At 72.1% G+C, this 12,332-nt stretch carries 8 protein-coding genes and 1 pseudogene; 3 read left to right on the top strand and 6 right to left on the bottom strand.

What is annotated here, in order from left to right:
• Positions 1–9 precede the first annotated feature (9 nt).
• The gene (locus tag M2266_RS31020) at positions 10–1,323 is read right to left on the bottom strand and encodes a serine hydrolase domain-containing protein (protein ID WP_277441601.1); all 1,314 of its coding nucleotides are present in this window, start codon (positions 1,321–1,323) and stop codon (positions 10–12) included.
• Between the two features lie 539 nt (positions 1,324–1,862).
• On the opposite strand from M2266_RS31020, the gene M2266_RS31015 reads away from it, so the two are divergent.
• Entirely contained in the window at positions 1,863–4,361 is a 2,499-nt protein-coding gene (locus M2266_RS31015; RefSeq protein WP_277441600.1) for a SpoIIE family protein phosphatase, read from the top strand.
• A 71-nt stretch (positions 4,362–4,432) separates the two neighbouring features.
• On the opposite strand, the gene M2266_RS31010 is transcribed toward M2266_RS31015, so the two are convergent.
• Positions 4,433–5,080, bottom strand: a complete 648-nt coding sequence (locus M2266_RS31010; RefSeq protein WP_277441599.1) for a DUF1707 domain-containing protein — start codon at positions 5,078–5,080, stop codon at positions 4,433–4,435.
• A gap of 203 nt (positions 5,081–5,283) precedes the next feature.
• On the opposite strand from M2266_RS31010, the gene M2266_RS31005 reads away from it, so the two are divergent.
• Positions 5,284–7,596, top strand: a complete 2,313-nt coding sequence (locus M2266_RS31005; protein ID WP_277441598.1) for a germacradienol/geosmin synthase — start codon at positions 5,284–5,286, stop codon at positions 7,594–7,596.
• Positions 7,597–7,603: 7 nt separating this feature from the next.
• Positions 7,604–7,743, top strand: a pseudogene (locus M2266_RS31000) (aldo/keto reductase); the annotation flags it as partial.
• Positions 7,744–7,809: 66 nt separating this feature from the next.
• Here M2266_RS31000 and fusA read toward each other — a convergent pair.
• The 4 genes from fusA to M2266_RS30980 all read right to left on the bottom strand — a co-directional run bounded on the left by fusA (position 7,810) and on the right by M2266_RS30980 (position 12,265).
• Positions 7,810–9,897 (bottom strand): elongation factor G, encoded by a 2,088-nt coding sequence (gene fusA / locus M2266_RS30995; RefSeq protein ID WP_277441597.1) that lies wholly within the window; start codon positions 9,895–9,897, stop codon positions 7,810–7,812.
• Positions 9,898–10,299: 402 nt separating this feature from the next.
• Positions 10,300–10,524 (bottom strand): hypothetical protein, encoded by a 225-nt coding sequence (locus M2266_RS30990; protein ID WP_277441596.1) that lies wholly within the window; start codon positions 10,522–10,524, stop codon positions 10,300–10,302.
• Positions 10,525–10,585: 61 nt separating this feature from the next.
• Positions 10,586–11,590: a MerR family transcriptional regulator gene (locus M2266_RS30985; protein ID WP_277441595.1), complete on the bottom strand. Its 1,005-nt coding sequence runs from the start codon at positions 11,588–11,590 to the stop codon at positions 10,586–10,588.
• 3 nt (positions 11,591–11,593) lie between these two features.
• The gene (locus M2266_RS30980; RefSeq protein ID WP_277441823.1) at positions 11,594–12,265 is read right to left on the bottom strand and encodes a HEAT repeat domain-containing protein; all 672 of its coding nucleotides are present in this window, start codon (positions 12,263–12,265) and stop codon (positions 11,594–11,596) included.
• Between the last annotated feature and the right edge of the window lie 67 nt (positions 12,266–12,332).

Below are 12,332 nucleotides of genomic sequence, written 5' to 3'. Positions count from 1 at the left end.
GGGTCGTGATCAGTGGCGGGGGACGTTCGGGGCGATGTCCTCGTAGAACGGGGCCGACGGCGTGGCCGCCGCGGGCCGCTTCGACGACGGCGCCTTGGCCGCCGGGGACGTCGATGCCGGGGTCTTGCCGCAGAAGGCCGCTTCGAGGGTGTCGCCCAGGATGGTGTTGACGTTGCCGTTGTTGGACGTGTTGGCCATCGAGGTGACGCTGCGGCGGCCGTCGCGGGTGGTGAACGCGTAGGAGTAGAACCCCTGGACGGTGCCGGTGTGGCCGTAGACCGAGACGCCGCAGGACAGGTCGCGCTGGCGCAGGCCGAGTCCGTAGAACCGCGTCCCGGTGGTGTCGCTCGGGGTCATCTTCAGCATCTCGGTGAGCATGGGCGCGCTCAGCAGGCGGCCGCCCATCAGGGAGGAGAAGAAGCGGTTGAGGTCACGCGGGTTGGAGACCATCGCGCCGGCGGACTGGGCCCACGACACCGTCTGGTCGGTGGAGTCGACCAGCGCCGCGCCCGCCTCGTCCGGCGTCAGATAGCCGTTGATGTGCAGGCCGGGGATGGTGGCGCTCGGGTGCACGTAGACCGTGTCGGTCAGCTGCAGCGGGGTGATGATGCGCTGCTCGTACTCGGTGCGCACCGACTGGCCGGTGATCTTCTCGATCAGGGCGCCGACGACCACGAAGTTGGTGTTGGAGTACTGGTAGGCGGCGCCCGGCTTGGCCGTCGCCGGGTGGGCGGTCGAGAGCTTCACCAGCTCCTGGTACGTGAAGACCTTGTTCCGCACCGCCTCGAAGCCGGGGACGGTGTTCGCGAACATGTCGTTCGTGTAGTCCCACAGGCCGCTGCGGTGGGTCAGCAGGTTCCGCACCGTGATCGTCGTGTCGGGCAGCAGCCCGGGCAGGTACGTGTCGACCGACGTGTCCAGGGCGATCTTGCCCTCCTGGACGAGCTGCAGCAGGACCACCGTCGAGAACGACTTGGTGATGCTGCCGATGCGGAAGCGCGCGTCGGTGTTCATCGTCCGGCCGTCGGAGCGGTCGGCCACACCGGCGGTCTCGCGGTAGACGGACGCGCCCCGGTCACCGTCGATCCGGGTCATCACGCCCGGCGCGCCACCGGCCATCACCTGCGCGAAGACCGTGTGCAGGGCGTCGAGATCCGGCTTCGGCAGCCCGTCACCGAGCGCCCGCCGGGCGGCGGCCACCGCCGCCACCTCCGGCGAGGTATCGGCCTGGGCCTGGGCCGCGAGGGCCGGGACCGAGGCCGCGACGAGAGCCAGCACCGAAGCGCCCATCGCCGCACGCTTGCCGAACTTGCCTTGCACCATGACGCTCCTTGTTCCTGGGGACGAAGAGACGGCCGATGACGCACGCGGGGCCGAACCCGCCGCCGCGCGGCGTCGCACCCGGCGCCCGTGCCCGGCGGGGGTCCGGGCACGGGCGCCGGGTGACCGGCTGATCCGGTGATCATCGCAGCCACGGGAGCAGCTCCCGCGCATGCCGCGCACCTTCTCGCCCGGGAAAGAGCATCCGATGCCGCGTTTGGTTCCACGGGTCAGTGATCTTGTCCGGGGGTGCGGGCACGCGGCCGGAAAGTCGGCCGGATATCGACGTCGTGCGCGGCGTCAGTCGTCGAGGACGGCGAATTCCACCGGGGAGGACTTCCTCGTGGAGCGGGTCGGCCCGGGCGTGGCCTGAGTTCCGTACGGGCCGGTCCACCCGGGTTCCTCCTGTCTGTCGTCGGTTCCGCGGCGGGCACGTGGTTGGGCCGTACGGGTGCCTCGGTGGGCGGGTCGGGCCGGGCAGGCGCCCGCCGGGGGCGTGGCGCGTGCCGGAGCGGTTGTGGCACCGGGGTCGCGGCCCCACCATGAGGAGGAAGGTGGAACCGTGCGATGCGATGGATGGAGCTGACGGGGTGGACTCCCGTGGACCCCTCGACGTCACGAGAGCAGCCACGGCGGTGCTGGACGCCCGTGGCAGGGTCCTCGGCTGGAGTCCGGCAGCGGAGGAGCTGCTCGGATACGAGGCGCGCGACGTGCTCGGGCACCCCGCCGACGACCTGCTGGCCCGCCGGGCGGGCACCGGCGAGCACCCCGGCCTGCGCGAGTCGCCGAGCACCCGCAGCGTGGTCCTCCACGTGCGCCACCGGGACGGCAACGCGCTGCGGATCGCCACGACCATGGTCCCGGTGTCCAACGACGGGTCGGGGCCGGCCTGGCTGCTCGTGGCCGCCGACTCGGAGGGGCTGGCCCAGTGGGAGGCCCAGCAGGCCATGCTGCAGGGACTCGTCACCCGTTCGTCCGTCGGCCTCGCCATCTACAACACCGACATGCGCGTGGTGTGGATCAACGCCGAGCTGCGCCGCGAGATGGGCACCACGCAGTACGTCGGCGCGTCCCCGGACGAGATGCTGCTGAACGGCGAGATCCTCTCCCCGCAGTACCCGCCCACGCTCGAAGAGGTCATGCGGAAGGTGTACGCCGACGGCGAGCCCGTCATCGACCTCCACTACGGCGGCCGCGCCCCCGACGAGCCGGACCACGACCGCGTCTGGTCGTGCTCCTACTACCGGTTGCAGGACGACGAGGGCACGTTGCTGGGCGTGTGCGAGGAGTCGGTGGACATCACCGACCGCTACCGGGCCCAGCAGCGGCTGGGCCTGCTGGTGCGCGCCGGTGCGCGGATCGGTACGACCCTGGACACGGCCCGCACGGCGCGGGAGCTCGCCGAGGTCGCCGTCCCGCAGTTCGCGGACGCGGTCACCGTCGACCTGTCGGAGACGGTGCTGGACGGCGACCAGTCCACGTCGGGGACCACCGCCGGGCGGCGCATGATCCGCATGTGGGGCGCCACCGGCCCCGGGCGCGGCCCCTCGTCCATGAGCGGCCCGCCACATGTTGCGGCCGGACAGGCGATCGACTACCCGGCGGCGTCGGCACAGGGGCGCAGCCTGTCCTCGGGCAGGAAGGTCCTGGAGATCCGTGCGGAGACCGGGACGGGGGACCCCGCGCCCGCCGCTGGGGAGCCGCGGTTCCACTCGTGCCTCGCCGTGCCGCTGCGCGCCGGGGGAAGTCCGATCGGACTCGTCACGTTCTTCCGGGAACGTCACACCGACCCGTTCGACGAGGGCGAGCAGGACCTCGCCGACGAACTCGTCGCGCGCACCGCGGTCTGTATCGACAACGCCCGCCGGTTCGCCCGGGAACACACGGCCGCCCTCCGGCTGCAGCGGAGCCTGCTGCCCAGGAGCCTGCCGCCGCAGACGGCCGTCGAGCTGGCGTACCGCTACCTGCCCGCCGACAGCGGGGCCGGGGTCGGCGGCGACTGGTTCGACGTCATCCCGCTGTCGGGCACCCGTGTCGGCCTGGTGGTCGGGGACGTGGTCGGGCACGGCCTGGGGGCCGCCGCCACCATGGGACGGCTGCGCACGAGCGTCCGGGTTCTCGCCCAGCTGGACCTCGCTCCGGACGAACTCCTCACCCGGCTGGACCACCTGGTCGGCCAGTCCGCCAAGGAGTGGGCCATGGTCCGCGGCGAGGAGGACGGTGGTCCCGAGGAGGACGAAGCCCTGGGTGCGACGTGCCTGTACGCGGTGTACGACCCGGTGACCGGGCAGTGCAGCATGGCGCGCGCGGGCCACCCGCTGCCGGCCGTGGTCGACGCGGAGAGCGGCTTCGTCAGCTATCCGGACCTCCCGGCAGGCCCGCCGCTGGGGCTGGGCGGCCTGCCCTACGAGAGCACGGACCTGCAGCTGCCCGCGGGCAGTCTCCTGGCGCTCTTCACCAACGGCCTCGTCCAGTCCTCCGCGCGCGACATCGACGCCGGCCTCGACCGCCTCGACGAGATCCTCGCCGACCACCGGCGCCCCCTGGAGGAACTCGCCGACCGGGCCGTCTCCACGCTGCTCCCCGGGCCGTCGGACGACGACGCGGCCCTCCTCCTCGTCCGCACGCGCAGGCTCGACAGGTACCGGGTGGCCGTGTGGGAGCTGGCCGCCGACCCGGTGATGGTCGGCCGCGCCCGCGCCGCGGCCACCGGGCAGCTCGGCGAATGGGGCCTCGACGACGTGTCGTTCACCACCGAACTGATCGTCAGTGAGCTGGTCACCAACGCCATCCGCTACGCCGACGGCCCGATCCTGCTGCGGCTCATCCGTGATCAGACCCTCATCTGCGAGGTCTCCGACTCCGGGCACACCTCGCCGCACATGCGCCACGCGGCGAGTGACGACGAGGGCGGCCGCGGCCTCTTCCTCATCGCGCAGATGACCGAGCACTGGGGAACGCGCTACACGCCCACGGGCAAGACGATCTGGGCCGAACAGGACCTGCCCCCGGCGGACGGCGCCTCACGGGCGGACCGGTGATCCGGAGTCGTTGTTCCTCCCGGCCGGCGCCGGCCCGAGTCCCGGCGCCGGCCCGAGTCCCGGCTTCCGCGTCAGCGCGGCAGTGACGTCCGCGGCGCGGGGCGGCGGAGCAGCCACCGCAGGAAGCCGCGGCGGGGCGCCCTGGGCGGTCGCACCGTCAGGCTGCCGCTGCGCACCTTCCCCGACACGTGGACCCGCAGCCGGATCGGCGTCCCCGGAGCCACCTGCGCCCGATGGCGGACGCTGCCGCTGCTCACCGCCACCTCGTCGACGTCCACGAAGACGTCCGGCGGCACGATCAGGGTCACCGACCCGCTGCGGACCGACGCCTCGATCTCCAGGGTGGGCGACGCGATGACGGCACTGGTGAAGTCGAGGACGACGGATCCGCTGTCGGCCTCGATCTCCATCTGCCGGGGCACCTCCCAGGTGCCGTCCCGCCTCGTGCTCGCGCTGTCGACCGCGATCCGCGAGAGGTCCTTCGGGGCGCGGGAGGGTGCGCCGCCGGCCCATCCCGGTCCGGCCGCCGGAAGATCGGTGAGCAGCCCTGCGAGCTCGCGGTACGTACGTGCGGTAAGAGCCACTTCGAGCCGTTCGTCCAGCTCTTCCGCGGTCAGCCGGCCGTCTCCGGCGGCGACCCGCAGCCGCTCCACTACCTCGTCCCGGTCTTCGTGGGACGCGCGCAGTTCGCCGTGCTCGGGCACCAGTTCACCGGACATGCCCTCACTGTAGTGGTTGTCCGCCGAGGGGGCACGGGAGGTGGCGGCGGCCCGCGGAGGCAGACCTGCCCATACGTTCGAAGCGTTTTGGCGGAACGTCATACTTTCGTGTGAGCCGACGCGGACCTCCGAATGGGCACCGGCTCCATGGGCATGACTGGGCTCGGACCAAATGGCGCGCGACACCTCGGAGGGACGGCCCAGTGACCCAGCCGTTCGACCTGCCCGACTTCTACATGCCGTACCCGGCCCGGCTCAATCCGCATCTGGAAACGGCCCGTGAGCAGTCCAGGGTGTGGGCCCGGGGCATGGGCATGCTGGAGGGCTCGGGGATCTGGGAGCAGCGGGACCTCGACGCGCACGACTACGCCCTGCTGTGCTCGTACACCCACCCGGACTGTGACGCCGACGTGTTGTCGCTGGTCACCGACTGGTATGTCTGGGTGTTCTTCTTCGACGACCACTTCCTGGAGCTGTTCAAGCGGACTCCGGACCGGGAGGGCGGCAAGGAGTACCTCGACCGGCTGCCGGCGTTCATGCCGATGGATTTGGCCGACGGCTTCCCGGAGCCCCGAAACCCGGTGGAAGCGGGGCTCGCCGACCTGTGGGCGCGCACGGTGCCGAGCATGTCGTACGCCTGGCGTGAGCGGTTCGCGGAGTCGACCCGCAACCTGCTCAACGAGTCCCTGTGGGAGCTCTCCAACATCGACACGGGGCGGATCGCCAACCCGGTCGAGTACATCGAGATGCGGCGGAAGGTCGGCGGGGCGCCCTGGTCCGCGGGGATCATCGAGTACGCCGCGGCCGCCGAGTTGCCGCCCACGGTCGCCGGGACCCGTCCGCTGCGCGTCCTCACCGACGCCTTCTCGGACGGCGTCCACCTGCGCAACGACCTCTTCTCGTACCAGCGGGAGGTGGAGGACGAGGGCGAACTCAGTAACGGCGTACTGGTGTTGGAGACGTTCCTCGGCTGCACGACGCAGGAGGCGGCCGAGTCCGTCAACGACCTGCTCACCTCCCGGCTGCAGCAGTTCGAGAACACCGCGCTGACCGAAGTCCCCGCGCTCTGCGTCGAGAAGGGGCTGGACCCCGCGCAGTGCGCGGCGGTGGCCGCGTACGTCAAGGGCCTGCAGGACTGGCAGTCCGGTGGCCATGAATGGCACCTACGTTCCAGCCGCTACATGAACGAAGGCGCGGTCACCACCCCGAACTCCCTGTTCGGGGGAGCCGTCGGCGCGTCCGTCCTGGACATCAAGACGCTCTTCGGCCGGCCGGCCAGGGCCCGGCTGCGCAGCCACGGCCACGTGCCGCACCGACAGGTCGGGCCCTCCCTGCTGCCGGACTTCGACCTCCCGTTCCCCCTGACGGTCAGCCCCCACCTCGACCACGCGCGGAAGGAATCCGTCGCGTGGGCCGGCCGGATGGGCCTGCTCGCCGACATCTGGGACGAGGAGAAACTCGTCGGCTACGACTTCGCCCTCTGCTCGGCCGGCCTCGACCCGGACGCGACGCGGGAGGAGCTGGAGCTCAGCGCGGAGTGGCTGACCTGGGGGACCTACGGCGACGACCTGTACCCGCTCGCCTTCGGCCGTACCCACGACCTCGTCGGCGCGAAGCAGTGCACCGAACGCCTCAAGGCCTGTGTCACCGTGGAGGACCCGGCCGTCGGCGCCGCCCTGGCGGTCACCCCGATGGAGCGCGGCCTCGCGGACCTGTGGGGCCGCACCGCCGAGCCCATGGACCTGGACCAGCGCCGCGCGTTCCGGCGCACCATCGACGACATGCTGGACAGCTGGGTGTGGGAACTCCACAACCAGCACCAGAACCGCATCCCGGACCCGATCGACTACCTGGAGATGCGCCGACTGACCTTCGGCTCGGACCTCACCATGAGCCTGTGCCGGCTGCGGCAGGGCGAGAAGCTGCCGCCGGGCATCTACGAGAGCGGCACGCTGCGCGCGATCGAGAACGCGGTCTCCGACTACGGGTTCCTGATCAACGACGTCTTCTCGTACCAGAAGGAGATCCAGTACGAGGGGGAGATCCACAACCTCGTCCTCGTGGTCGAGAACTTCTTCGACTGCGACTATCCGACCGCACTGAAGATCGTCGCGGATCTGATGTCGTCCCGGCTCGCCCAGTTCCAGCACGCGATGGAGTACGAGCTTCCCGTGCTGTACGACGACTTCGAGCTGAACGCGGAGGGTCGGGCGACCATGGACGCGTACATGAAGGAGCTGCAGGACTGGCTCGCCGGCATCCTCAACTGGCACCGGGGCGCGCGCCGTTACGCCGCCGCCGACCTGCCGAGCTCCCTGCCCTACAGCGGAGTTCCGCATCCCCCCGTGCCGCGGACCGGCCTGCCGTCCGAACCCCAGGCCCCGCCGTTCGCCCCGTCATCGGGCGGGCACGGCTGGGCCGTTCCCGGCGGACTGGGCACCTCGGCCGCGCGGATCTTCATCCCCTCGCCCGCGGAGCGGGCCCACGACCGCGGCGCCCGGCACGGCGCCGGCTGACGCGTTCGCCTGGACGCTGCGGCGGGGGCCGCACGTACCGGCCATCCCGGGTACCCGGACCACGTGACCGCCAACGTGGCCGCCGGTGCGCTGCGGCTCACCGAGGAGGAGACGGCCCTCCTGAACGAGCCCCAGGCACCGGCGTAGCGCGCTGCCCGCGGTCGGCCCCGCTCGCGCGTGCGAGCGGGGCCGACCTGCGGAGCCGGGTGCCCGTCACCCGGTGGCCACCGCGCTGGGCGCCGGGGCGTAACCGGTGGGCCGGGTGGTGAACGTCCCCCGGCCCTGTGTCCGGCTGCGCAGCCGGGTCGCGTAGCCGAACAGCTCGGCCAGCGGCACGGCCGCGGTGATCACCGCCGTGCCGGCCCGCGCCGTCGAGCCGGAGACCCGGCCGCGCCGTGCGGCCAGATCGCCGAGCACCCCGCCCACGGCGTCGTCGGGCACGGTGACCGTGACCTCGACCACCGGCTCCAGCAGCACCATCGCGGCGGCCCGCAGTGCTTCCCGCAGCGCGAGCCGTCCGGCCGTCCGGAACGCCATCTCCGAGGAGTCCTTGGGATGGGTGGCTCCGTCGGTCAGCGTGACCCGCACCCCGGTGACCGGGTGGCCGCCGAGGGGGCCCTCGATCAGCGCGTCCCGGCAACCGGCCTCCACCGCACGGACGTACTCCTGCGGAACCCGTCCCCCGACGACGGCCGACCGGAACACGAACTCCACCGCGCCGGCGTCAGCGTGAACCGCGGCGGCCTCCAGCGGCTCCACGTCGAGGACGACGTGGGCGAACTGGCCCGCGCCCCCCTCCTGCTTGACGTGCCGGTACAGCAGCCCGCCCACACGGCGGGAGACCGTCTCGCGGTAGGCCACCTGCGGACGGCCGACGCCGACCTCGAGACCGTGGGCGCGGCGGATCTTCTCCACCGCGACCTCCAGATGCAGCTCGCCCATGCCCGACAGCACCGTCTGGCCCGTCTCGGTGTCGGTCCTGACCACCAGCGAGGGATCCTCCTCGACCAGCCGGACCAGCGCCGACACCAAACGGTCCGTGTCGGTGCTCCTGCGGGCCTCGACCGCCACGGACACGACCGGATCGGCCGTCGTCGGCGGTTCGAGGACCAGCGGAGCCCCGGGTTCGCACAAGGTGGCTCCGGCGCGGGCGGCCTTCGGCCCGATCACGGCGACGATGTCCCCGGCGACCGCCTGGTCCATCTCCGCGTGCCGGTCGGCCTGCACCCGCAGGATGCGGCTGATCCGCTCGGAGCGCCCCGCGCCCACGTCCCTCACCGTGTCTCCCTTCCGGATCGTCCCCGAGTACACCCGCACATAGGTCAGCCGCCCGGTGGACGTCGACGTCACCTTGAACACCAGCGCCGCGAACGGCGCCGCCGGATCGGCGGCCCGCTCCTCGTCCGCGCCGCGCACGGTGCCGCGCACCGCCGGAACGTCCAGTGGCGACGGCAGATACGCCCCGACGGCGTCGAGCAGCGGCTCGATACCGCGGTTGCGGTAGGCCGCGCCGCACAGCACGACCACGCCCTCGCCGGTACGGGTCAGGTCGCGCAGTGCCGCGGCGAGCGTCGCCGCGGAGATCACCGACTCGGCACAGAACTCCTCCAGCGCGAGCGGGTGGAGTTCCGCCACCGCCTCCTCGAGCGACCGGCGGCGCCGGGCCGCCTCCTCGAGCAGCGCGTCGGGAACCGGGCCCTCCGCGAACGTGTCACCCTCGCCGGGCCAGACCAGCGCCCGCATGCGCAGCAGGTCCACCACTCCGGTGAACCCTTCCTCCTTCCCGATCGGCAACTGGACCACCAGGGGGGCCGGATGCAGCCGCTCCCGGATCGACTCGACGGCCGCGTCGAGGTCGGCGCCGGTGCGGTCCAGCTTGTTGACGAACGCGATCCGCGGCACGCCGTGCCGATCGGCCTGGCGCCACACCGACTCGCTCTGCGGCTCGACCCCCGCGACGGCGTCGAACACCGCGACCGCGCCGTCGAGCACGCGCAGCGACCGCTCGACCTCGTCGGAGAAGTCCACATGGCCGGGCGTGTCGATCAGGTTGATGCGGTGCCCGTCCCACGTGCAGCTGACCGCGGCGGCGAAGATGGTGATGCCGCGGTCGCGCTCCTGGGAGTCGAAGTCGGTGACGGTCGTCCCGTCGTGCACCTCGCCCCGCTTGTGGGTGGCGCCGGTGAAGTACAGGATCCGTTCGGTGACGGTGGTCTTTCCGGCGTCGACATGGGCGAGGATGCCCAGGTTGCGGACGGCGGTCAGCGGATTGACGGGTTGACGATGGCGGTCGGTACGCACGGCCCATGGCCTTTCGGGGTGTTCCTGGAAAGGGTCGGCGCGATTCCGGACGAGGGCAGCCTCCTGAGACACGGCACACGGCACCGGTACGTGTCCGCCCGGCGTCGAGCCGTCGGGCGGGGGATACGTACGGGAGTCGGTGCGCGGATCAGTAGGAGAGGTCAGGCGTTCGTCACGGACGTCCAGTGGCAGCCGCGCAGCCGGCACTGGGGGGACGAAGACACCAGGATCACCTCGAACCGTGACGGAGGAACGACGACAGCGGTGCGGTGACGCACGACCGGCCTCCCCTCGACTGCCACGGAGCGCGCCGCGATGACGATGACATGGCGGCGCGCGATTGATCGTGAGTGTAGTGAACCAACGGGCGGACGGGGAAACGGATTTCCGACCTGACAGCCCTTAGCCGCGGGCCAGCTCGCGCAGGGCCATGCGGGCCGCGGGCGCTCTTCCGGTGTGTGCCTCCCAGTACGGATGTGTGGACACCTGGACGGACAGCCGGTGCAGACGGCGGCGGAGCGCCGTGGTCTGCGCGGCCGTGCTGCTGGTGGTGCGGTCGGCGAGTTGGCCGTACACGGCGTACCACTCGCGCTGCGCCTGCAGGAGTTCGTGGGGGAAGGAGTACATCACCCGCTAATTCAAGCACGTGTTCGAATTACGGCGCAGCTGCGACTCCGAGATTTTTCCGTCACCGCGCGTCGCGCAGCCGGAGGAGGTACGTCGCCGTCAGCGCGACGGCACGGTCCTCGTCGTACGACAGCTCCACCAGGGCACGTGACGCCGTCGACCCCGGGATGTCCGCCAGCGCCTGGGTCAGGCGTCCGCGGGCGGGCGCGTCCGTGGTGTCGTGGGCGAGACGATCGACGAGGCGGGCCGCGATCCGGTCCGACGTCGCGGTGTCGCTCGCCAGCACGCTCAGCGCGTCGGCCGCGTCGGTGTCGTTCCTCCCCTCGGTGATCATGTCGATCAGCGTCGGGACCGCTTCGGCCACTCCCCGTGCCCCGAGTGCCAGCGCCGCGTACCCGCGGACCACTGGGTCGGGGCCGGCGAGAGCGTCCCGCAGCCGTGCGGTGGCCCCGCTGCCGGGCATCTCGGTGAGGGACCGGACAGCGCGCTCGCGCACCGCGGCCACCGGCGAGCCGAGGCCCTCCGCCAGCAGCGCCGTGCCACCTTCGCCCGATCGCGCCAATGCCCAGCGAAGGGCCCCGGCGACGTTCGGCTCCGTCTCGCCCAGCGCCGCCTCGACCAGGGCCTCCACCGGCACCGGAACCTCGTGGGCCGAGGAGAGGGCCGCGCGCTGGCGCGCGTCGGCGCTCTTGGACCCCAGCGCCCGGAGGAGCGCGACGACCTGCAGGACGTCCTCCCAGCCGGCGGGCTCCGCGGCATCGATCCGCCGCAGCCGCGTGAGCAACTCGGTCTCGGCCGCGATGCGTTCGCGTGTCTGCCGGATCAGATCGGTGACGAGCGTCGGGGGCGTGAAGGCGGGATCGTCGAGCGCGCGCCCGATCTCCCGCAACGACAGCCCCAGCGACCGCAGGCTCTCGATATGGAAGATCCGCCGGATGTCCTCGCCGGAGTACTCCCGGTAGCCGGAGCCCGTACGGCCCGAAGGCCGCACCAGGCCGAGCGACTCGTAGTGCCGGAGCATGCGGGCACTGACCCCGGACCGTCGCGCCACCTCACCGATCAACACGTCCTATAGTCCCTCCCGTCCGGGCCCGCCGAGGGCCACGACGCGCTTGGCCTCCTCGATCGCGAACTCGAAGCCGGCGTCCGGGTCGCGCAGCAGCTGTCGCGTGGCCAGCGCGTGTGTCCGCATGCGCGGGTCGGGGGCCGTCGCCGCAGTACGCAGAGCCGATACGACGGTTTCACCGAGCGCGACCAGCGCCCGGCTGAGACTCAGCTGCGTCTCGCGCTCACCGCGCCCGAGCTGCGTCGCCAGTACCGCGGCCAGCGCCGACTCCCCGCCCTCCGGTACGAGCACGACCGCGGCCCGCCAGGCGCTCCGCGCCACCTCGTCGTCGGCGTCGGACAACAGCGCCCGGGTGACCGCCGGCCATGCCCGCCGGTCCCCGATCTTGGACAGCGTGTGCAGCGCCTGGCTCCGTGCCCGCGCACGCTCCGAACGGAGCTCGCGGACCAGCGCGGGGAGCGTCAGGGCTACCGGGTGGCGGGTGAGCGCCCAGGTCAGCATGTCGCGGACGAGGAACTCGGGCTCCACCGCGCACCGTTCGACGAGCGGGCCGACCCAACGCGGGTCGGGCGTCGTGCCGACCATCATGGCGGCTCGCAGTCGCACGGAAGAACGACCGTCCTCCAGCGCTCGGAGTGTGCGTGGGGCATCCGTGTCCTGCTTCGTGGTCGTCATCGAGACCACCTCCTCGGCGAGCAGTGAAAGCCCTGCCACCGTGTCAAGGTCAACCGCTTCCGGGCCC

Origin of the sequence: Streptomyces sp. SPB162 (assembly GCF_029504575.1) — a bacterium.
Classification (GTDB): Bacteria; Actinomycetota; Actinomycetes; order Streptomycetales; family Streptomycetaceae; genus Actinacidiphila.
The sequence above is the reverse complement of the archived record's forward strand: the minus strand, read 5'-3'. Positions and strand labels throughout refer to the sequence as shown.

What these genes read in the sequence shown, in the direction of transcription:
- M2266_RS31020 (WP_277441601.1), bottom strand. Translation starts at nt 1,323, where the DNA reads ATGGTGCAAGGCAAGTTCGGCAAGCGTGCGGCGATGGGCGCTTCGGTG.
- M2266_RS31015 (WP_277441600.1), top strand. Translation starts at nt 1,863, where the DNA reads ATGAGGAGGAAGGTGGAACCGTGCGATGCGATGGATGGAGCTGACGGG.
- M2266_RS31010 (WP_277441599.1), bottom strand. Translation starts at nt 5,080, where the DNA reads ATGTCCGGTGAACTGGTGCCCGAGCACGGCGAACTGCGCGCGTCCCAC.
- M2266_RS30990 (WP_277441596.1), bottom strand. Translation starts at nt 10,524, where the DNA reads ATGTACTCCTTCCCCCACGAACTCCTGCAGGCGCAGCGCGAGTGGTAC.
- M2266_RS30980 (WP_277441823.1), bottom strand. Translation starts at nt 12,265, where the DNA reads ATGACGACCACGAAGCAGGACACGGATGCCCCACGCACACTCCGAGCG.